The following is a 21920-nucleotide window of genomic DNA, read 5'->3' on the forward strand; positions in this document are numbered from 1 at the left end:
GGCCCGCGATGCGTCAGCCCGCATCCCCTCGCGCGGAAGGCGCGGTCGCGCTGCGCCTGGGGGCGGAAGCTGCAGCCGCTGGCCTGCCCGAGCTGATGCTGTCGGCTGAAAAGCTGGCCGCCAGCGTCGATCCCGGTGCGCATGGGTTGCGCCGGGCAGGCAGCGGCGAGGATTTCTGGCAATACCGCCCTGCGGCCGCGGGCGACCCGGCCAGCGCCATCGACTGGCGCCGCTCGGCCCGGTCCGACGCGGCCTTCGTGCGGGAACGCGAGCGGCAGGCGCCGCAGTCGGCGGTGCTGTGGGCGTCCGGCGCCGCCGGCATGGGGTGGAGCGGGGATGCCGCGCGGCCGCAGAAGGGCGAGCGGGCGCGGCTGCTGGCGCTGGCGCTGGGGCTGCTGCTGCTGCGCGGGGGTGAGAGGGTGGGCGTCGGTCCCGCGGATGCCAAGGCGGGGCGGCTGCAGGCCGAGGTGCTGGGCCGGGACCTGCTGTCGGCGCAGGCCGAACTTCCCGGCGCAGGCACGCTGCGTCCGCATCGCCGGGTGGTGCTTATCGGGGACTTTCTGGGTGACATCGGTCCCCTGCGGGCGCTGCTGGACGAGGCGACGGCGCTGAACTGCCGGGGCGCGCTGATGCAGGTGCTCGACCCGATGGAGGAGGAATTTCCCTTTGCCGGCGCCGTCCGCTTCCGCGCGCCCGCGGGCGACCGTCACGCGACCCGCAATGCCGGGGCGCTGCGTGAGGCCTATCTCGCCCGGCTGGCCGAACGGCGGGCGGAACTGTCGCGCATGGCCGAAGGAGCGGGCTGGCGCTTCGGCACGCATGACACCGGCGCGGCGGCCTCGGTCGCGCTGATGTGGCTGCACGAGGCGCTGGCGCCATGATGATGCTGGGCCCCCTGGGCTTCGCGGTGCCGTGGATGCTCGCGGCCGGGGCGGCGCTGCCGGTGCTGTGGTTCCTGCTGCGCGCGGTGCCGCCAAGCCCGCGCGAGGTTGTGTTCCCCGGCACCGCGCTGCTGAAGGGACTGGCCGATCCCGCGCCGATCACCCGGCACACGCCCTGGTGGCTGCTGATGCTGCGGCTCATGGCGGTCGCGGCGGCGATCCTGGCCCTTGCCGGCCCGGTCTGGAGGCCGGGGCCGCAGACGACCGGCTCGGGACCGTTGCTGCTGGTGGTGGATGCGGGCTGGGCGGCGGCGCCGGGCTGGCAAGAGGCGCAGGCGCGGGGGCTCGCGGCGCTGGACCAGGCGCAGGGGCAGGGCAGGCCGGTGGCGCTATGGATTGCGGACGGGCAGGGTGGCCGTGGTTCAGGCCCGGTGTTCGGCACGGGCGCGGAGGCTGCCGCCGCCCTGCGCGCCGCTGCACCGCAGGCCTGGGGGACGCGCTACCCCGATGATCCGGCGGCGATGCTGGCCGAGGCACCCGAGCGGCTCGATACGCTGTGGCTTGCCGATGGACTGGACCATCCGGGCCGCGCGGGGCTGCTGCAGGCTCTGGCCACGCGGGGCGGCGTGACCGTGGTGCCGCCGCGCCGCATCCTGCGCTCGCTGGCGCTGGACGGCGCGCCGCAGCCCGCGCTGGTCCTGCGAGCCTCGGCGGCGGGGCCGTTGCCGGACGTGCTGGCGATGGGACCGGACCCGCAGGGCGTGCAGCGCCAGCTTGCGCGCCTGACTCCGCCCGAAGCCGTTGCCACGCCGGATGGCGCCGTTGCCGCTACGCTGGTCATCGACCTGCCGCCCGAACTTCGCAACCGCGTCACCCGCTTTGCCATCGAGGGCGAAGCCTCGGCGGGTGCCGTGGTGCTTGCCGACGACCGCGTCAGGCGGCGCAAGGTGGCGCTGGTGGGTGACGCCCGCGCGACCGAGGGGCAGAGCCTGCTGTCGCCGCTGCATTACCTCCGGCAGGCGCTCGCCCCGTCGACCGATCTCGTCGAAGGAGGGCTTGCCGATGTCCTGCCCGCCGCGCCGGATGTCGTGGTTCTGGTCGATGCCGCGCCGGGCGCCAATGCCGACCCGCTGGCGGAATGGGTCGAGGACGGGGGGCTATTGATCCGCTTTGCCGGTCCGCGCATGGCGGCACAGGAAACGCTGGCCGAGGACCCGCTGTTGCCCGTGCGCCTGCGCCCCGGCGGCCGTGACGCGGGGGGCGCGCTCAGCTGGGGCGAGCCGCGGGGGATCTCTCCCTTCGCCGCGGACGGGCTGTTCGCCGGTCTTGCGGTCCCGCAGGATGTGACGATCCGGGCGCAGTTGCTGCCAGAGCCCGACCCGGACCTGCCCGGCCGCACGCTGGCGCAGCTTGCCGACGGCACGCCGCTGGTCACGCGCGCCCCCTTCGGCGAAGGGCAGGTCATGCTGGTCCACACCACGGCCAATGCGGAATGGAGCAACCTTGCCCTGTCTGGTCTGTTCGTGAGCATGCTGGACCGCATGGTGCAATCCGCCCGCCGCAGCCTCTCCGATCCTGCCGACACGGCCGAGGCCGCGCATTGGACGGCCGAGACCGTGCTGGACGGCTTCGGCCGCCCGCAGGCGCCCGAGGGCTTGGCCCCGGTCGCGGCGGCGGATTTCGCGGCCGGGCCGAGTCCGCTTGCCCCGGCAGGGGTTTATGCCGCGGCTGAGCGCCGGGCGGCGCTGAACGCGGGCGGGCCCTTGTCGCCCGCCGCATGGCCCGGCGCCACGGTCGAGGCCGCGGACACCGCCCCCGGCACGCCGCTGGCCGGCTGGCTGCTGGCGCTGGCCGGCTTGCTGCTGACCGCCGACGCCCTGGGCACCGCCCTGATCGCGGGCAGCCGGCGCGGGCAGGGGGCCGCTGCATGAGCCGGCCCCTGACCCGCCGCGCGCTGCTGATGCTGGCGGCGCTGGTCCCGACATTGGGACAGGCGCAGGATCTGCCCGAGCCGGACCCCCGGCTGGCCGAGGCGGCACGTGAAAGCTCGCTCGCCTATGTCGTCACCGGAGAGATCGAGGTGGACGAGGCATCGGACCTCGGGCTGGCCGGGCTGACCGGGGCGCTGCGGGCGCGCACGACGGTCGAGCCGGGAACGCCCGTCGCCGTCGCGCTGGACGAGGACGACCTGTCGCTACTCAGCTTCCTTTACTGGCCCGTTACCGACACCCAGCCGCTGCCCTCGCCCACGGCCTATGCGCGGCTGAACCGCTTTCTGCGGACAGGGGGCATGATCCTCTTCGACACCCGCGACGGCGATCTGGCCGGGACGGGGGCGCCGGGGGGTTCGGCGGCGCTGCAGCGGCTGGCCGCGCCGCTCGACATCCCGCCGCTGGCGCCGGTTCCGCCCGACCATGTGCTGACCCGCGCCTTCTACCTGCTGGACGACTTTCCCGGCCGCTGGCAGGGCACCACCGTCTGGGTCGAGGCGCTTGAGGCGGGCGCCGGGACGGGGGCGCTGGGCCGGTCGAACGACGGCGTGTCGCCGGTGGTGATCGGGGGAAATGCCTGGGCCGAGGCCTGGGCCGAGGATGAATATGGCCGCCCGCTTTATGCCATCGGCCGGGGCTATGATGCCGTCCGCCAGCGGGAACTGGCGCTGCGCTTCGGCATCAACCTTGTCATGTATGCGCTGAGCGGGAACTACAAGTCCGACCAGGTCCATGTCCCCGAACTGCTGGAACGGCTGGGGCGCGAACGGGGCGAACCGCCCTCGGACCTGCGGATACCGGGGCTGCTGCCATGACGCGGCTCGACTTCGATCCGCTGCTGCCCTGGCCCCTTGTCGCGGCGCTGGTGGCGCTGGCGGTGCTGGCGGCGGCGCTGGCATGGTGGCGGGGCTTGCACGGCTGGCCGTGGCGGGGGCTGGCCGGGCTTGCGGCGGCGCTGGCGCTTTCGGGACCGACGCTGGAGACCGGGGTGCGGCGCGGGCTTTCCGACATTGTGCTGCTGGTCGAGGACCAGAGCGCCAGCCAGTCGCTGCCCGGCCGCACCGAACAGGCCCGCGCCGCCGCGCAGGCGATGGCAGACCGCCTCACCGCCAGCCCCGGCACCGAACTGCGCCGCATCACGGTCGGCGACGATCCCGACGGCACCCGGCTGGGCGAGGCGATCACCCGTGCGCTGGCCGCCGAGCCCGAGGCGCGGGTCGCGGGCGCCATCGTCGTCACCGACGGCCAGTTGCACGACCCCGCCGCCCTGCCGGCCACGGCCCCTGCGCCGGTCCACGTCCTGCTGACCGGCCAGCCCGCCGACTGGGACCGCCGGCTGGTCATCGAGGAAGCCCCCGCCTTCGGCCTGATCGGAGAGCCGGTGACGATCCGCGTCCGCGTCGAGGACCAGGGCGCGGTTCCCGACCCCGTGCAAGGCCGCGCCGCGACCCTGCGCATCTCGATCGACGGGGCCGAGGAGCAGGTGTTGACGATCCCGCCCGGAATGCCGCTGGACATTCCCGTGACGCCCGCGCACGCCGGGCAGAACGTGGTGGCGATCTCGATCGACGCGCCCGAGGCCGAGCCGCCGCAACTGACCGATCTCAACGACCGCGCCGCCGTCCAGATCGAGGGCGTTCGCGACCGGCTGCGCGTCCTGCTGGTGTCGGGCGAACCGCACCCGGGCAGCCGCGTCTGGCGCAACATCCTGAAATCGGATACCAATGTCGATCTGGTGCATTTCACCATCCTGCGCCCGCCGGACAAGATGGACGGCGTTCCGGTGGACGAACTGGCGCTGATCGCCTTCCCGACCGAGGCGCTGTTCCAGGAACGGATCGAGGATTTCGACCTCATCATCTTCGACCGCTACAGCGTGCGCGGCATCCTGCCGCCGGTCTATTTCGACAACATCCGCCGCTATGTCGAAGCGGGCGGGGCGCTGCTGGTGTCATCCGGCCCCGAGGCCGCCAGCGTCGAAAGCCTGCACCTGTCGCCCTTGGGCGCGATCCTGCCGGGCCGGCCCACGGGGCGGTTCCTGAACGTGCCCTTCCTGCCGCGCCTGACCGATGCCGGACAGCGCCACCCGGTCACGGCCGCGCTGCCTGGCGCGCCCGACCCCGACGCGGCCGGGGCTTCGCACTGGGGCCGCTGGCTGCAGATGGGCGACGTGATCCCCGAACCGGGCGCCGAGGTGCTGATGGTGGGCGAGGAGGACCGTCCGCTGCTGATCGCCGACCGGGTGGGCGAGGGGCGGATCGCGCTGCTGACCTCGGACCAGGTCTGGCTCTGGGCGCGCGGCTTCGAGGGCGGCGGCCCGCAGGCCGAGCTTTTGCGCCGCATTGCCCACTGGTCGATGAAGGAGCCGGAGCTTGAGGAAGAATCGCTGGCCGTCTCCGTCACCGAGGGGCTGGGCCTGCAGGTGACGCGGCAGACGATGGAGGAGTCGGTCGGAGCCGTGACCATAACCCGGCCGGACGGGACAACCGCCGAACTGGGGCTGGAGCCTGTCGCGGACGGGCGCTTCTCGGCCCGCTGGCAGGCGCCGGGGCCGGGGCTTTACCGCCTGTCCGAGGGCGAGTTGTCGCGTGTCGTCGCGGTCGGTCCCGCCGCGCCGCGCGAGTTCGAGCAGACCGTCGCCACCGGCGAGGCCATGGCAGATCTTGCCGAAGCCACGCGCGGCGCCGTGTTGCGGCTGTCGGACGGGATGCCAGACCTGCGGAGGGTGGCCGAGGGCAGGCAGGCCTTTGGCGAGGGCATCCAGCGCCCGTGGATCGCCATCACCCCGCGCGAGGCCGAGGCAGTGGACGGGCTGGCCGTGCGTCCCCTGCTGCCGCCATGGGCCTGGCTGCTGCTGGTTGCCGGGTTTGCGCTGATCGGATGGCTGGTCGAGGGCGGGCGGCTTGGCCGATCCCTGAAGATGCGCCAGGTGCCGACCTCAGGATGATGGACAGACGCGGCTTTCTTTTCTCGGCGCTGAGTGCCTCGGCCCTGTTGGCGACACCTGCCTTGGCGGACCGTCCCCGGCACCGGCCCGTGCTTTCTCCGGCAGAGATGCTGGCGCAGGCGAGGCTCGGCGGGGCGGAGCTTGGTTTTGTCGCCATCGACCTGACGACGGAACTTCCTGTTTCCGAACACCAGTCCGGGCTGATGCTGCCGCCGGCAAGCACCCTCAAGATCGTGACGGCGCTTTATGCGCTGGATCGCCTCGGGGCCGCGCACCGCTTTTCCACCCGCGTGCTGCGCGATGGGGACAGGCTGGTGCTGGCGGGCGGGGGCGATCCGACGCTGGACAGCGACGGGCTGGCGAGCCTTGCCGGGCAGGCGGCGCAGGCTGCGGGCGACTGGCGTCCGGCGCGCTTTGCCGTCTGGGGCGGCGCGCTGCCGCGGGTGGTCGAGATCGCGCCGGGGCAGGCGGCGCATCTTGCCTATAATCCGGCGGTTTCCGGGCTGATCCTCAACTTCAACCGGGTCCATCTGGGCTGGCGCTGCGATACCGATTGCGCGCTCAGCCTCGAGGCGCGGGCCAGCGGCCATTCCCCACGCGCCTATACCATCGGCGCAGGCGTGCGGCCGGGCGGCGGCGCATATCTGCACTGCGTCGGCGAGGGCCGCGAGCATTGGGACATCCCGCGCGCGGGCTTAGGCGCGCGGGGCACCCGCTGGCTGCCGGTGCGCCAGCCCGAGGCCTATGCCGGTGACGTGTTCCAGACGCTCGCCCGCGCCGCGGGCCTGCCGCTGCCGTCGCCCGAGGTGATCGAGGAAACCCCCAGCGGACATGAGATCGCCCGGCATGACAGCCAGCCCCTGCCGGCGGTGCTGGGCGGGATGCTCAGGCACTCGACGAACCTGACGGCCGAGGTGCTGGGGCTGGCCGCGAGCGGGGCGGACGGACAGGTGGCGTCGGCGCAGCGCATGGTAGAGTGGCTGCAGGCGACCGGCGCGGGCATGGCGCAACTGGCGGATCATTCGGGCCTGAATGCGGGGAACCGCATCTCGGGCGAAACGCTGGCGCGGCTGCTGGCGCGGCCAGAGGCGCAATCGGCCCTGCCGGCGCTGCTGAACCCCGACCCGTTGCGGGACGTGCTGGGCGAGGCCTCGCGCGGCGGCGGAAAGGCCGGCGCGCCGCTGGTGCAGGCCAAGACGGGGACGCTGAACTTCGTGTCCTCGCTGGCCGGTTACGCCTCGATGCCCGAGGGACGCAGGGTGGCTTTTGCGGTGCTGGCCGCCGACGAGGCGCGGCGCGCCGCGACCGAGGGGCAGGACTGGCCCGAAGGCAGCCTTGCCTGGGTCAAGCGCGCAAAGCTGCTGCAGCGCGACCTGGTCGCGGCAAGCATGGCGCCGCCCCGTGCCCTGCGCGCGTTGCCGCCGGAGATCTAAAGCGCGGTGTGATGGTGGAGTGGAAACCCCACCTTGCGTCCTTGCAAGGCTCGGCGCTCTGGCATCTGCATCATGGCAGGACGGGCTTCCGTAGGGTGGGGGTTCCACCCCATCACCACCCGCCGATTTCAACACGGAGGATCAGATCCGCCGGTTCCTCGCCCGCGCTGCCAGCTCGATGGCTGCGGCGTGCAGGCGGTCGATGTCCAGTTCGTCCCGCAACTCGGTCAGCATCCGCAACTCGTCCTGTCCCACCTGCCCGTCGGCGGTCGCCACGTCGCAGGCGAGCACATAGGCCGTCTCGAACAGCTTTTCGGGCAGGGCGTCGCGCACCAGCCCGAACAGCGCGTCCAGCCCTTCCTCATCCTCGAAGATCGTCAGGATGGTCTGCGACACCGGCCGCAGCCGGCCGATGTCATAGGTCGCGAAGACCGGAGTGTGGTTCACCAGCCGCTCGATCGCCACCATCTCGGCGGTTCCCAGTCCCTTGCCCGAGGCCGACACCGCCACCATCACCGCGACCAGGGCGTCGCAAGGGGAAAACGAGGGCAGGTCGAGGCTCATCATGGTCTCCGGGGGCAGGGCTGCAATGTTGACGATACCCAGACCGGCCGCTACGGCAGGGCCGAACGGACGGAGAGCACTCATGAGCACCCTGCGCGATGCGGCGATGAATTCCAAGGCCTGGCCCTTCGAGGAAGCCCGCCGGGTGCTGAAACGTTACGCGGGCAAGGACCCCGAGAAGGGATATGTCCTGTTCGAGACGGGCTATGGTCCCTCAGGCCTGCCGCATATCGGCACCTTCGGCGAGGTAGCGCGGACCACGATGATCCGCCGCGCCTTCGAGCTTATCAGCGACATCCCCACGCGGCTGTTCTGTTTTTCCGATGACTTGGACGGGATGCGGAAGGTGCCGGACAACGTGCCGCAGACCGACATGCTGCGCGAACACCTGCAGAGGCCGCTGACCTCGGTCCCCGATCCCTTCGGCGAATACCCCAGCTTCGGCGACCACAACAACGCCATGCTGCGGCGGTTTCTGGACACCTTCGGCTTCGAATACGAGTTCATCAGCGCGACCGAGTTCTACCGCTCGGGCCAGTTTGACGCGACGCTGCTGAAGGCGGCGGAGCGTTACGATGCGATCATGGAGATCATGCTGGCCAGCTTGCGCGAGGAACGCCAGCAGACCTATTCCTGTTTCCTGCCGATCCACCCGGAAACGGGTCGGGTACTGTATGTGCCGATCAAGAACGTGGACGCCGTCCAGGGCGAGATCACCTTTGACGACGAGACGGGCCGCGAATGGACCCTGCCGGTCACCGGCGGGCAAGTGAAGCTGCAGTGGAAGCCGGACTTCGGCGCCCGCTGGGCGGCTCTGGATGTCGATTTCGAGATGTATGGCAAGGACCATTCCACCAACACGCCGATCTACGACGGCATCTGCGAGGTGCTGGGCGGCCGCGCACCCGAGCACTTCACCTACGAGCTGTTCCTTGACCAGCACGGGCAGAAGATCAGCAAATCAAAGGGCAACGGGCTGAGCATCGACGAATGGTTGACCTATGCGGCCACCGAAAGCCTGTCCTATTTCATGTATCAGAAGCCCAAGTCCGCCAAGCGGATGCATTTCGACGTGATCCCTAAGGCGGTGGATGAATATCACCAGCAGCTTCGCGCCTTCCCCGGCCAGATGCCCGAACAGCAACTGGCGAACCCGGTCTGGCATATCCACGGCGGCAAGGTGCCTGCGTCCAACATGGTGGTGCCCTTCCAGATGCTGCTGAACCTCGCCTCGGTCGCGGGGGCACAGGACAAGGAGGGGCTGTGGGGCTTCATCCGCCGCTATGCGCCCGAGGCAAGCCCCGAGACGCATCCCGACCTGGACGCGGCGGCGGGCTTCGCGGTGCGTTATTTCAACGACTTCGTGGCGCCCACCCGCCAGTTCCGCGTGCCCACCGACAAGGAACGCGCGGCGCTGCAGGATCTGGCGGGCCGGCTGGCCGCATGGGACCAGCCCGCGGATGCGGAAGCCTTGCAGACCATGGCCTTCGCGGTCGGAACCGAACACGGCTTCGAGCCTCTGCGCGACTGGTTCCAGGCGCTCTACCAGGTGCTGCTGGGGGCCGATCAGGGGCCGCGCTTCGGCGGCTTCATCGCGCTCTACGGCGTCGATGAGACCCGCGCGCTGATCGAGCGGGCCTTGGCCGGAGAGCTTCAGGGCGCGCCGGCCCCGTAGCGCCGCGCATCTTTCCCGGCGCGGCGTTGCCACCATCCCCGTTGCACCGCGCGGTCGGTTAACCGCGCGTCAACCCTCGTCCGGCAGGTTCCCTCGCATCGCCGCGGGGCCGTCGTCCTCGCGCCCACGAGAGAGGACGAGAGCGCATGAACATCGCCATCACCGCAGGGCTGCAACTGATGCCTCCGGGGTTTTCCGCGGGTCTGGGCGCATGGTCCCAGGCGAACGGGCTGTCGGGAGAGGCGACCTGGGCCAATGCGCCGAACGCGGCCATCGTGCCGGCGGACCAGGACTTCGGCGCCTGTCTGGAAATCGTCAAGCAGGAGAACGTCACCCGCATCCGCTTTACTGGCGAGACGCCGATCCTGCCCGGCACCTACCTGCGCGTTTCGGCGCGGGTGAAGGGGATCGCGGGCAACCTGCCCTCGGTCCGCATCGCGGGTTGGCCGGGGACCGCCCAGCGCCAGCGGGTGACGGGCTTGCCCGAAGCAGGGCCTGCAGTCGCGCTGCCGGGCTATGGCGCGGTGGTCGAGGTGTCGGCCATCGTCGCCACCGCCACCCGGCAGGGCGTCAACATGGGCTGGGGACCGGCCGCCACGCTGGGGCACATGGGGCTGGACCTGACCGGGCCGAACGGCGGCGCGATCCGCATCGAGAACCTGCGGATCGAGGACGTGACCGCCGCCTTCGTGCCAGCGATGATCGACTGGGTGGACGTGCGCGATTACGGCGCCATCGGCGACGGCGTGACGGACGACTGCACGGCCTTCCAGCGGGCGGACGCCGCTGCGGCGGGCGGTCAGGTACTGGTGCCCGCCGGCACCTATTACATCGGCGGCAACCTGACCATGAACGAGCCGGTGCGCTTCACCGGCACCCTGCGGATGCCGCGCAGCGCCCGGCTGGGGCTGCGCCGCAACTTCGACCTGCCCTCTTATGCCGACGCCTTCGGGGACGAGACCGAGGGGATGAAGCGTGGGCTTCAGGCGCTGCTGGACTACAGCGACCACAACATCTTCGACCTTTGCGGGCGCAAGGTGGACCTGACCGAGCCGCTGGTGATCGGCGAGCTTGCGCCGGGCCTGACCCAGTTCTCGGCCCGCCGCGTGGTTGCCAACGGGCAGATCGGCATCGTGGACGGACCGGAATGGGCGACGCGCACGGTCAACTCGACCGCGACCTATGACCCGGCGCGGGCCGAGGAGCTGCGGAACGTGGCGCAGATCACGGCGATCGAGGTCGGCTCGCGCCTGACCGGCCCCGGCGTGGGGCGCGAGGTCTATGTGCGCGCGAAGAACGTCGCCACCGGCACCCTGACCCTGTCGCAGCCGCTTTACGGCGGCGCGGGCACCCGCAGCTACGGCTTCCTGCGCTACCGCTATGCCTTCGACTTCTCGACGGTGCCGCAGGTGGATCGATTCTATTTCATGAACGTCGATTTCGGGCTGGACGGGCTGGCAAGCGGGGTGATGCTGCCGCCGCAGGGGGGCTTGTGGTCATTCCGCGACTGCTTCGTGACCCGACCGAAGGACCGGGCCATCACCTCGATCGGCGAGGCCTGCCAGGGGATGCTGATCGACCGCTGCGAGTTCATGGCCGACGACATGGACCGTCCCGCGCAGGACCGCACCAGCGTCTGCCTGAACGTCAACGCCAATGACGTGAAGATCCGCGACAACCGCTTTGTCCGCTTCGGCCATTTCTGCGTGGCGGCGGGCACCGGGCACCTGATCACCGGCAACCACTGGTTCCAGGGCGACAGCCAGAACTCGGGGCTGCGGACGGCGGGGCTGGTGCTGACCGGGCGCAACGCGCAGGTGACCGTGACGGGAAACTATATCGACAACGCCACCGTCGAATGGACCAACGAGCATCATCCGGTGCCCAACTGGGCCGCGGGCCAGCCACCGTTCGGCGGTCTGACGCTGACGGGCAACACCTTCCTGTGCTCGCATACGGCGGCAAATTTTTCGTGGATCGTCATCAAGCCCTATGGCGCGGGACATTCGCTGCAGGGGCTGACGGTGATGGGCAACGTCTTCAAGTCGCTTTACGCGCAGATCGACCGGGTCGAGCGCGTGGACACGAGCTTTGCCAACCTGGACGTCGGCAAGATGCGGAACGTGCGGTTCGAGGGCAACACCTTCAACGGCGTCAAGATCCCGACGGCCAACCCGCTGACCGTCAGCCATGCCCAGAACACGGCCTCGGCCCGCTGGGTGGTGACGACGGACGGCGCGCTGCCGTTCAACGGCCAGTCCATGCGCGTCGAATCGATCGTGGCGCAGGGCACGGTGCAGACAGGCGGGGGTGCGCGCAACACCGACCTCCCGTCCGTTTCGATCGGGCAGGGATCGGGAAAGAACCAGGTGATCCTTGACTTCTCGCAGGCCGTGCGGGGGACGATGGGGCTGAAGATCAGGATGGACCAGCCGGAATAGGGCTGCGGCAGGACATGACCAAGGCCCGGCAGAAGGCTGCCGGGCCTTTCGGGCGTTCCCTCAGCGGCGAAGATCGTCCGCTGTCAGCCGGAAGGCGCGGCCGAAACCGGCGTTCAGCAGTCCGGCCCGGATCTCGAGCCGCCAGAAGCGGAAATCCGGCAGCCGGGCATAGACCGCGGCCTTCGGGTCGCGGTCGCGCCATGCGCGGCGCAGATCCCCCTCGGCTTCGGCCGCGACCATCGTCGCCGTGACCTGCAGCGACAGCCGGGCGCGGGTCAGCGCCATGCCGCGCCCGTCACCGGCGCGGCTTTCGTCGATCAGCAGCGCGGCGCGCGGATCGCGGCCCAGCGCCGCCGTATGCAGCGCCAGGCCCGACAGCAGCGCCAGCGGCTCACCCGCCGGGTCCGTCTGCAGGGCGATGCGCGAGGTCATCGGCCAGCCCTGCGCGTCCAGCACCGCCAGCACCCCGTCCCGCGCCGCGTCCAGAATTGCATGGGCCTGTGATATGGCACCGGCATCCGCGTCCTGATGCGGGTCTCGGGTCATGGGGTTTCCTTTCTTCCAAAACCGGCGGCAGAGTTTTGCAGGTGGCATGGCGGGCGGAAACAGTTTTGCAACATTTGCATGTGACAAGCCGCTGGCGCGCACATAGGCTTTGCTCAACCCGCCGTGATTTGTGCGCGCGGGCGTTCCGCAGCGGGGGGAGCCGCTGCCGGTCGTTCCATTGCCAGGAGGTCATATGTCCGTCGAACATGTCGCCAAGCACCCTATCCCCGAAGGGTTCACCAAAGCCCACGTGACGCCTGAAGACTACAAGGCCCGCTACGCCGAGTCGCTGTCCGATCCCGAAGGCTTCTGGAGCCGCGAGGCGCAGCGGCTTGACTGGATCAAGCCCTTCACCAAGGTGAAGAACACGGACTTCACGCTGGGGCAGGTCTCGATCAAGTGGTTCGAGGACGGGGTCCTGAACGCCTGCGTGAACTGCGTTGACCGCCACCTGCCCAAGCGCGCCAACCAGACCGCCATCATCTTCGAACCCGACGATGCGAGCGAGCCTGCGCTGAACATCACCTATGCCGAACTGTCGGAAAAGGTGAACCGCTTCGCCAACGTCCTGCTGAGCCAGGGCGTGATGCGCGGCGACCGGGTGGTGATCTACCTGCCCATGATCCCCGAGGCCGCCTATGCGATGCTGGCCTGCGCGCGGATCGGGGCGATCCATTCCATTGTCTTTGCTGGATTTTCGCCCGATGCCTTGGCGAACCGGATCAACGACTCGGGCGCAAAGGTGGTCATCACCTCGGACACCGCGCCGCGCGGCGGGCGCAGGACGGCGCTGAAGTCGAACACCGACGCGGCCTTGCTGCATTGTTCGGACAAGGTGCGCTGCCTTGTCGTCAAGCATACCGGCGACCAGACGACCTGGGTGCAGGGCCGCGACGTGGATGTGAAGCACCTGATGGAGCTTGCCAGCCCCGACTGCCCACCCCGGCCCATGAGCGCCGAGGACCCGCTGTTCATCCTTTATACCTCGGGGTCCACCGGCAAGCCCAAGGGCGTGGTCCACACGACCGGCGGCTACCTGGCCTTTGCGTCGATGACGCATCAATACACCTTCGACTACCAGGACGGCGACGTCTTCTGGTGCACCGCGGACGTAGGCTGGGTCACGGGCCACAGCTATATCGTCTATGGCCCGCTGGCCAACGGCGCGACCACCGTGATGTTCGAGGGGGTGCCCACCTATCCCGACGCCGGGCGCTTCTGGGCGGTCTGCGAAAAGCACAAGGTCACCCAGTTCTACACCGCGCCGACTGCCATCCGCTCGCTGATAAGCCAGGGGACGGAGTGGGTCGAGAAGCACGACCTGTCGAGCCTGCGCGTCCTCGGAACGGTCGGCGAGCCCATCAACCCCGAGGCCTGGGTCTGGTACGACAAGCACATCGGCAAGGGGAAATGCCCGATCGTTGACACCTTCTGGCAGACCGAGACCGGCGGGCACATGATCACCAGCCTGCCCTATGCCATCGAGACCAAGCCGGGCGCGGCCACGCTGCCCTTCTTCGGGGTCAAGCCGGCGGTGCTGGACGCCTCGACCGGCGCGGTGCAGGAAGGGAACAGGGTCGAGGGCGTGCTTTGCATTGCCGACAGCTGGCCGGGGCAGATGCGGACGCTGTGGGGCGACCACCAGCGCTTCGAAGAGGCGTATTTCCAGCAGTATCCGGGCTATTACTTCACCGGCGACGGCTGCCGGCGGGACGAGGACGGCTATTACTGGATCACCGGCCGGGTCGATGACGTGATCAACGTCTCGGGCCACCGCATGGGCACGGCCGAGGTCGAAAGCGCGCTTGTCGCCCATCCCAAGGTCGCCGAGGCGGCGGTCGTGGGCTATCCGCACGATCTGAAGGGTCAGGGCATCTACGCCTATGTCACCGTGATGAACGACGTGACGCCGACCGAGGAACTGCGCAAGGACCTGGAAACCTGGGTCAGGACGGAAATCGGTCCCATCGCCAGGCCCGACCTGATCCAGTGGGCGCCGGGCCTGCCCAAGACGCGCTCGGGCAAGATCATGCGCCGCATCCTGCGCAAGATCGCGGAAAACGACTATGGCAGCCTTGGCGACATCTCGACCCTGGCCGACCCGGGCGTGGTCGAGGAACTGATCGAGAACCGCATGAACCGCAACTGACGCGGGCCTTGGCGGCTTGCAGATGAAACCCGCGGATGCCCGGCAGCGACCGGGCGTCCAAAAGGATAAAAAAGTCAAGGAACCTTGGAGGAGGGACGACTGAATGCTCGACCCGATGCTTGCACGCATCGCGTCCGACCCGAATTATGACAAGCTGCGAACGCGGCGACTTAAATTCGGATGGACGCTGACGATCATCATGATGATCGTCTATTACGGTTTCATCCTGCTGGTGGCGTTCGGCAAGGACCTGCTGGCCACGCCCATCGGCAGCGGGGTCACGACCTGGGGGATTCCGATCGGCTTCGGCGTGATCCTCATCACCATCGTCCTGACCGGCGTCTATGTCCTGCGCGCGAATCGCGAATACGACGACCTGACCGATCGCATCAAGCGCGAGGCGCTAAAATGACGTCGAACCTGACACTTGGCCGCATTCTCGGCCTTTCGCTTCTGATCGCCGTCCCGTCACTGCTCATGGCCGCGCCTGCCATCGAGGGCGAGGCGGTGCGGCAGCCGACCAACTGGACCGCCATCGGGATGTTCGCGGTCTTCGTGGCGGGCACGCTCTACATCACCAAATGGGCCGCCGGGCGCACCAAGTCGGCGTCCGACTTCTACACCGCGGGCGGCGGCATCACCGGCTTCCAGAACGGGCTGGCGATCGCCGGGGACTACATGTCGGCGGCCTCGTTCCTGGGGATCTCGGCGGCGGTGATGGCGACCGGCTTCGACGGGCTGATCTATTCGATCGGCTTCCTTGTCGGCTGGCCGATCCTGACCTTCCTGATGGCCGAACGGCTGCGCAATCTGGGCAAGTTCACCTTCGCCGACGTGGCGGCCTTTCGCTTCTCGCAGACGCCGGTGCGGCTGTTCGCGGCATCGTCCACGCTGGTCGTCGTGGCCTTCTACCTGATCGCGCAGATGGTCGGCGCGGGCCAGCTCATCAAGCTGCTGTTCGGGCTGGAATACTGGATGGCCGTAGTCATCGTCGGCGGGCTGATGATGGTCTACGTGCTGTTCGGCGGCATGACGGCCACGACCTGGGTGCAGATCATCAAGGCCTGCCTTCTGCTGGGCGGGGCGTCCTTCATGGCGCTGATGGTGATGTGGCAGTTCGGCTTCAGCTTCGAGCGGCTATTTGCGGAATCGGTACGGATCAAGACCGACATTGCCGCGACCGGGGGCGCTGCGCCCGAGGAAGCCGCCGCGACGGGGCGCTCGATCATGGGACCGGGCAACTTCGTCAAGGACCCGATCTCGGCCATCTCCTTCGGCATGGCGCTGATGTTCGGGACCGCGGGCCTGCCGCATATCCTGATGCGCTTCTTCACCGTTCCCAGCGCGAAAGAGGCGCGCAAGTCGGTGATGTGGGCGACGGTGTGGATCGGCTATTTCTACATGCTGACCTTCATCATCGGCTTCGGCGCCATCACCTTCGTGCTGACCAACCCCGGCTTCCTGGAAGGCGGCGTCCTTGGCGCTCCGCTGATCGGCGGCAACAACATGGCGGCCGTCCACCTGGCGAACGCCGTTGGCGGCAACATCTTCCTGGGCTTCATGTCGGCGGTGGCCTTTGCGACGATCCTTGCGGTCGTGGCCGGGCTGACGCTGTCGGGCGCCTCGGCGGTGTCGCACGACATCTATTCCACAATTGTGAAAAAGGGCCATGCCGACAGCGCGGCCGAGTTGCGGGTATCCCGCTACACGGTGTTGGCGCTCGGCGTAGTCGCGGTGCTGCTGGGCATTCTCTTCGAGAAGCAGAACATCGCCTTTATGGTGTCGCTGGCCTTCGCGGTCGCGGCCTCGGCGAACTTCCCCGTGCTGTTCCTGTCGATCCTCTGGAGCGGCATGACCACGCGCGGCGCCGTGATCGGCGGCTTCCTCGGGCTGATCTCGTCGGTGCTGCTGACGGTGCTGTCGCCCTCGGTCTGGGAAGTCACGCTGGGCAATGAGGCGGGTTCGGCGCCCTTCCCCTATACCTCGCCCGCGCTCTTCTCGATGACGCTGGCCTTCCTGGGGATCTGGCTCTTCTCGGTGACCGACAAGAGCCGGCGCGCCGCAGTCGACAAGGCGGGGTTCCTGCCGCAGCAGATCCGGTCCGAAACCGGCATCGGCGCGTCAGAAGCCTCGGCGCATTGAACAACGGGCGCCACCTGCAAGACCACGCGGTCGGACCTTCGGGTCCGGCCGTTTCCCTGACCTCCGCCGCAGGCCACCATGCCGGGCGAGAGACGCTGACGCTGCTGTCCTCGCAGGTGCGCGATGCGTTCCTGCGCAAGCCCTTCTTCGTCGATGGCGACACCGACATCGTGACGCTGTGCCGGCTGATGGCCGAGAACGGTGTCACCGACGCCCTTGTGCGCGATGGCGCGGGCATCGGCATCTTCACCACCACCAACCTTCGCGACGTGCTGCTGATGGACCGGCCCCCCGCCGCCATCCCCGTGCGCGAGGTCGCGAGCTTTCCCGCCGTCTCGGTCCCCCTTGATGCCGAGCTGATCGAGGCGATGATCCTGATGCTGCGCCACCGGGTCCATCGGGTCGCGGTCCACGAGGGCCGCAAGATCGTGGGCGTCCTTGGCCAGCTTGACCTGATGAGCTTCGTGGCGAACCACTCGCATCTGATCGCCATTCAAGCGGCGCAGGCGGGAACGGTGGCCGAACTGAAGAAGGCCGCCGACCAGATCGCGCCCTTGATCGCCGTGCTGCACGAGGACGGCGTGCGGGTCGAGGTGATCGCACGGCTTGTGGGCGAGTTGAACCGCGCCGTCTTCCGCCGCCTGTGGGAACTGGTCGCGCCCGAGGATCTGCGCGCCGCATCCTGCCTGATCGTCATGGGCAGCGAGGGGCGGGGCGAGCAGATCATGCGGACCGACCAGGACAACGGCCTGATCCTGCCCGACGGCTTTCCCGAGGAACGGGCCGAACAGGCGACCGCCGCCTTCACCGCCGCGCTGGTCGATTTCGGCTATCCCCCCTGTCCGGGTGGCATCATGGCCAGCCGGCCCGACTGGCGGCGCACGGTGTCAGGCTACCGCGCCGCGATCGGGGAATGGATTCACGGGACCGATCCCGAGGGTCCGATGAACCTCGCCATCTTCATGGACGCCCTGCCGGTGGCCGGGGACACGGGCCTGCTGGATGGTCTCAAGGCGCATATGGGACGGCTGATCGCGGGCAACGACGCCTATCTGGCGCGCTTTGCCGCCTCGGCCAACAGCTTTGCCGAGGATGGAAGCTGGTGGAGCCGCCTGCCCGGCATGAAGGGCCGCGCGGGGGCCGAGATCGACATCAAGAAGCTGGGCATCTTTCCCATCGTGCAGGGCACCCGCGCGCTGGCGCTGCAATACCGCATCCCCGAGCTTTCGACGGCCGAGCGGCTGAGGGCTCTGGCCTCGGCCCGGCGGATCAGGCCAGGACTGGCCCGCGACCTGACCGACGCGCTGCATCTGCTGATGGGGGTCAAACTTGACAACAACCTGGCGCAGATGGCCGAGGGGCGGGTGCCGGACAACCTGATCCGGATCGATGCCCTTGGCACGCTGAACCGGCAGGGGCTGAAGCAGGCGCTGGCCATCGTGCGCGACTTCCGCGGCTGGCTGGTCCAGCATTTCAGGTTGGTCGCATGAGCGCGGACCTGTTCACCGAGGAAGCCGTCGCCGCGATGGTCCACGAGTTGCGGACCCCCGTGACCACGATCCGCGCGCTGGCGGAACTGATGCTCGACACGCCGGAGATGGAGGAGGACGAGCGGCGCGGCTTCCTGTCCATCATTGCGGATGAATCGCGCCGGCTGGGACGACTGGTCGACGAGGTTCTGGAGGCGGCGCGGATCGGATCGGCCGAGGCCGAGTGGCGGATGGAGGATCTGGACCCCTTGGCCCTGACCGCCGAGGCCGCGCGGCTCGCCACCGGGCTGATGCGGGAACGCGGTGTCGAACTGTCGCTGGACCTGCCGGCGACCGCGCCCCCGGTCCGGGGCGACCGCGACCGGCTGCTGCAGGTGCTGCTGAACCTGCTGTCGAACGCGGCGAAGGCTGCCTCGGGGCAGGGCGGGCACGTCGCCCTTGCGCTTGCCCCGGACAGGGACGCCGTGACCATCCGCGTCATCGACAACGGCCCCGGCATCGCGCCCGAGGATCGCGAGGCGGTGTTCCAGCCTTTCCACCGGCTGGGGCAGACAGGCACGGGCCTCGGCCTTCCGGTCAGCCGCCGCATCGCCCGGCGCCATGGCGGCAGCCTGTCGGTCGAGCCTTCCGACGCCGGCGCCTGCTTCGCCCTGTCCCTGCCGCTGGCGGAGGGTGCGGCATGACCCGCCCCGTCCTGATCGCCGATGATGAGCCGAACATCGTGATCTCGCTTGAGTTCATGCTGAAGCGCGAGGGCCATCGCGTGCTGATCGCCCGCAACGGGGCCGAGGCGCTGGACCTGATCCGGGCCGAGCGGCCCGCGCTGGTGCTGCTGGACGCGATGATGCCCGGCATGTCGGGATTCGAGGTCTGCGAGGCCGTGCGCGCCGACCCCGAGATCGCTGCGACCCCCATCCTGATGCTCACTGCCAAGGCCCGCCCCCCCGACATGGCGCGGGGCATCGGCGCGGGTGCCGACGCCTATGTCCCCAAGCCCTTTTCCACCCGCGACTTGATCGCGCGGGTGCGCGAGCTTCTGGGATGAGGCGGCGCGGCCTCGTGGCGGCGGTTCTTGCGCCGGGGGTCGCGCTTGCGCTGTGGGTCGTGCTGGGCGCGGTGGTGTTCCTGCTGGCGCTGGGACCGCGCAGCGCCGCCCTGCGGGCGACCTGGCGGGTGGCGCTGCAAAGCCACGGGATGCTGCTGGTGCTGTGGTGGCTGATCGCCGCGGCCCTTGCGGGCTGGCTGGTGCGCCAGCTTTACGAACGCCTGGTCCGCGGCCCCGAGCGGCTGCTGGCCGCGACCCGCATCCTTGCCGCACAGGAAGATGCCGCCAGCTTGCCCGAAGCCGTCATGACGACCCGCGCGACCCGCGCCCTGGGGTCCGAGATCGAGCGGCTCGTGGCCGAGCGGCGCGAGTTGCGGGTCGAGATGGCGCGGCTGGTCGACGAGGCAAGCCGCAGCGTCGCCGAACAGCGCGACCAGCTTGCGGCGCTGATGGACGAACTGGATCACGCCGTCGCTGTCTGCAACCGCGACGGGCGCATGCTGCTTTACAACGCGCGGATGCGGAAGCTGGCCGGCCGGCTGGCGGTCGGCGCGGACAGGGTGGCGCTGGGCCGGTCGATCCATGCGGTGCTGGACCCCGCGGCCATCGGCCATGCGCTGGAAACGGTCGAAGGGCGGATCGCCCGGGGGGTGCCCGCCAGCGCCTCGGTCGCGCAGGTCGTCACCACCTCGGCCAACGGGCACCTGCTGCGCGTCAGTCTCGCCCCCGTGCAGCAGGCCGAAGGCGAGCGGGGCGAGCTGCGGGGCTACGTCCTGCTGGTCGATGACGTGACCGAGGACCAGCAGCGGCAGGCGCGGCGCGACGGGGCGCTGCTGCGGATGACGGAACGCAGCCGTGCCGCCATCGCCAACCTGCAGGCGGCGCTGGAGATGCTGGATTACCCCGACCTTTCCCCCGAGGACCGCGAGCGCTTCCTGTCCGTCCTTGGCGACGAGGTCGCACAGATGCGCGAGCGGCTGCTGGCCGACGATGCCGAGGCCGCGCATGAGCTTGCCGCCCGCTGGCCCCTGCACGACATGCTGGGCAGCGACCTGATGGCGGCGGCCGTCCGCAGGCTGCAGGCGACGGCCGGGGCGCCGATCACCACCTCGGCGCCCGAGGCGGAACTGTGGCTGCGGATCGACAGCTTCGGGCTGATCGGCGCGCTGGATCACCTCGCCCGGCGCATCCTGCACCTGCGCCACGACCCGGTGCTGTGGCTGCGGCTGAACCGCGCCGGGCGTCATGCGCATCTGGACCTCGACTGGGTGGTGCGCGAAGGCATCCCCCCGGTGGACCCGCGCGCGCTCAGCACGATGCCGGACGAGCCGATCGACGGCGTGCCGGGCACGGTGTCGGTCCGCGATGTGATCGACCGCCACGGGGGCGAGATCTGGGTCGGCCGCAATCCCGACACCGGGCGATCCTTCTTCCGCATGCTGCTGCCGCTCGCCGCCGTCGAGACGGCCCTGGCCGAGGCCAAGCCCGGCAGCCGCCCCGAGTTCTACGACTTCGACCTGTTCGCCGCCGGCCATGGCGAGGCGGTGGACAGCCGCCCGCTGGTGGAACTGTCCTTCACCGTCTTCGACTGCGAGACCACGGGCCTCGATCCCGCGGGCGGGGACGAGATCATCCAGATCGGCGCCGTCCGCATCCTCAACACCCGCATCCTTGAAGGCGAGGTGATCGACCAGCTTGTCGATCCCGGGCGCCTGATCCCCGAAGCCGGCACCGCTATCCACGGCATCCGCCAGGACATGGTGCAGGGCCAGCCGACCATCGCCGAGGCGCTGCCGGTCTTCCACCGCTTTGCCGAGGGCAGCGTCCTGGTCGGGCACAACGTCGCCTTCGACCTGCGCTTTCTGCAGATGAAGGAACGGGCCACCGGCCTGCGCTTTGACCACCCGGTGCTGGATACGTTGCTGCTGTCCAGCGTCCTGCACCCGGCCGAGGAAAGCCACAGCCTGGAAGCCATCGCCGCGCGACTGGGGGTTCGGATCGGCGGGCGCCACACCGCGCTGGGCGATGCGCTGGCGACGGCCGAGGTGTTCCGGCGCATGATCCCGCTGCTGGCGCGGCAGGGCATCGTCACGCTGGGGCAGGCGCGCGCGGCCTCGGACCAGTCGCAATTCGCGCGGCTGCGGTATTAAAGCTCGATCCCTGCGCCCGGGGGGACGGGGTTGATCCGGGGGGCGAGGTCCGGCACGTTCTCGGGCTGCGGAGGCGGGGGTGCGCCGGGCTTGCGGCGGATGATGATGTCGCCGTTCGGCAGCCGCTCGGGCGGCAGGTCGTAATTGCCGAGGTCGTCGATCAGCTTCGACATTTCCTCGAAGACGGGGCGGTAGTCCTGCATCAGCCCGCTCATGTCCCGGGCAAGCCCCTGCAGATGCGGCTGCGCCCGGCTGAGAAGGTCGTTGAAGAAATTGTCCAGCAGGCCCGGTTCGGAATCCGGCAGTTCGTAGGGGCGCGCCTCGCCCGCCGGCGGCTCCTCGGCGCGCGGCATCTGCCACGGCGAGTCCTGGGCCGTGGCTGCGCCGGCAAGGGGAAGGACCAGCGCGGCGGTCAGGGCGAAACGGATCATGCGGGCAGTCCTGTGATGGCGGCAGAAGACGAACC

The 21920-nt window shown here is 69.6% G+C and carries 17 protein-coding genes; 14 read left to right on the top strand and 3 right to left on the bottom strand.

Annotated features, from left to right (window positions below):
* Positions 1-8: 8 nt before the first annotated feature.
* The 5 genes from H5395_RS09540 to H5395_RS09555 are packed head-to-tail and all read left to right on the top strand — an operon-like array spanning position 9 to position 7252.
* A complete protein-coding gene (locus H5395_RS09540; RefSeq protein ID WP_182792347.1) occupies positions 9-881 on the top strand; it encodes a DUF58 domain-containing protein in 873 nt (290 codons plus the stop codon).
* Positions 878-2812, top strand: coding sequence for a BatA domain-containing protein (locus H5395_RS09545; RefSeq protein ID WP_370576423.1), 1935 nt, complete (start codon positions 878-880; stop codon positions 2810-2812). The genes H5395_RS09540 and H5395_RS09545 overlap by 4 nt, the downstream gene beginning before the upstream one ends.
* On the top strand, positions 2809-3687 hold the full coding sequence (locus H5395_RS19465; RefSeq protein ID WP_370576424.1) for a DUF4159 domain-containing protein: 879 nt from the start codon (positions 2809-2811) through the stop codon (positions 3685-3687). Before H5395_RS09545 ends, H5395_RS19465 begins: the two co-directional genes overlap by 4 nt.
* Positions 3684-5819 carry a hypothetical protein gene (locus H5395_RS09550; protein ID WP_182792348.1) on the top strand — a complete coding sequence of 712 codons (2136 nt, stop codon included), beginning with the start codon at positions 3684-3686 and terminating at the stop codon, positions 5817-5819. The genes H5395_RS19465 and H5395_RS09550 overlap by 4 nt, the downstream gene beginning before the upstream one ends.
* The gene (locus tag H5395_RS09555) at positions 5816-7252 is read left to right on the top strand and encodes a D-alanyl-D-alanine carboxypeptidase (RefSeq protein ID WP_182792349.1); all 1437 of its coding nucleotides are present in this window, start codon (positions 5816-5818) and stop codon (positions 7250-7252) included. The genes H5395_RS09550 and H5395_RS09555 overlap by 4 nt, the downstream gene beginning before the upstream one ends.
* Positions 7253-7393: 141 nt before the next feature.
* On the opposite strand, the gene H5395_RS09560 is transcribed toward H5395_RS09555, so the two are convergent.
* Positions 7394-7816, bottom strand: a complete 423-nt coding sequence (locus H5395_RS09560; RefSeq protein WP_182792436.1) for a tellurite resistance TerB family protein — start codon at positions 7814-7816, stop codon at positions 7394-7396.
* Positions 7817-7898: 82 nt separating this feature from the next.
* Between H5395_RS09560 and H5395_RS09565 the strand changes: the two genes are divergently transcribed.
* Complete coding sequence (locus tag H5395_RS09565; RefSeq protein ID WP_182792350.1) at positions 7899-9491, top strand: lysine--tRNA ligase; 1593 nt, start codon at positions 7899-7901, stop codon at positions 9489-9491.
* A gap of 146 nt (positions 9492-9637) precedes the next feature.
* A complete protein-coding gene (locus tag H5395_RS09570; RefSeq protein ID WP_182792351.1) occupies positions 9638-11932 on the top strand; it encodes a glycosyl hydrolase family 28-related protein in 2295 nt (764 codons plus the stop codon).
* Between the two features lie 60 nt (positions 11933-11992).
* Here H5395_RS09570 and H5395_RS09575 read toward each other — a convergent pair whose 3' ends face one another.
* Positions 11993-12478, bottom strand: coding sequence for a pyridoxamine 5-phosphate oxidase (locus H5395_RS09575; RefSeq protein WP_182792352.1), 486 nt, complete (start codon positions 12476-12478; stop codon positions 11993-11995).
* Positions 12479-12671: 193 nt separating this feature from the next.
* Between H5395_RS09575 and acs the strand changes: the two genes are divergently transcribed.
* From acs to H5395_RS09610, 7 genes are all read left to right on the top strand, one after another.
* Positions 12672-14627, top strand: a complete 1956-nt coding sequence (gene acs / locus H5395_RS09580; RefSeq protein ID WP_182792353.1) for an acetate--CoA ligase — start codon at positions 12672-12674, stop codon at positions 14625-14627.
* 103 nt (positions 14628-14730) lie between these two features.
* Positions 14731-15039, top strand: a complete 309-nt coding sequence (locus H5395_RS09585) for a DUF485 domain-containing protein (protein ID WP_182792354.1) — start codon at positions 14731-14733, stop codon at positions 15037-15039.
* Positions 15036-16769, top strand: coding sequence for a cation acetate symporter (locus H5395_RS09590; protein WP_182792355.1), 1734 nt, complete (start codon positions 15036-15038; stop codon positions 16767-16769). The genes H5395_RS09585 and H5395_RS09590 overlap by 4 nt, the downstream gene beginning before the upstream one ends.
* Positions 16766-18259, top strand: a complete 1494-nt coding sequence (locus H5395_RS09595) for a DUF294 nucleotidyltransferase-like domain-containing protein (RefSeq protein WP_234450849.1) — start codon at positions 16766-16768, stop codon at positions 18257-18259. The genes H5395_RS09590 and H5395_RS09595 overlap by 4 nt, the downstream gene beginning before the upstream one ends.
* Entirely contained in the window at positions 18256-18942 is a 687-nt protein-coding gene (locus H5395_RS09600) for a sensor histidine kinase KdpD (protein ID WP_182792356.1), read from the top strand. The genes H5395_RS09595 and H5395_RS09600 overlap by 4 nt, the downstream gene beginning before the upstream one ends.
* Positions 18939-19304, top strand: a complete 366-nt coding sequence (locus H5395_RS09605; protein WP_182792357.1) for a response regulator transcription factor — start codon at positions 18939-18941, stop codon at positions 19302-19304. Before H5395_RS09600 ends, H5395_RS09605 begins: the two co-directional genes overlap by 4 nt.
* On the top strand, positions 19301-21454 hold the full coding sequence (locus H5395_RS09610; RefSeq protein WP_182792358.1) for an exonuclease domain-containing protein: 2154 nt from the start codon (positions 19301-19303) through the stop codon (positions 21452-21454). The genes H5395_RS09605 and H5395_RS09610 overlap by 4 nt, the downstream gene beginning before the upstream one ends.
* Here H5395_RS09610 and H5395_RS09615 read toward each other — a convergent pair.
* Positions 21451-21885, bottom strand: a complete 435-nt coding sequence (locus H5395_RS09615; protein ID WP_182792359.1) for a hypothetical protein — start codon at positions 21883-21885, stop codon at positions 21451-21453. The two genes, H5395_RS09610 and H5395_RS09615, sit on opposite strands and share 4 nt — an antisense overlap.
* Positions 21886-21920: the final 35 nt, after the last annotated feature.

The sequence above is a fragment of the Paracoccus sp. MC1854 genome (assembly GCF_014164635.1).
Classification (GTDB): domain Bacteria; phylum Pseudomonadota; class Alphaproteobacteria; order Rhodobacterales; family Rhodobacteraceae; genus Paracoccus.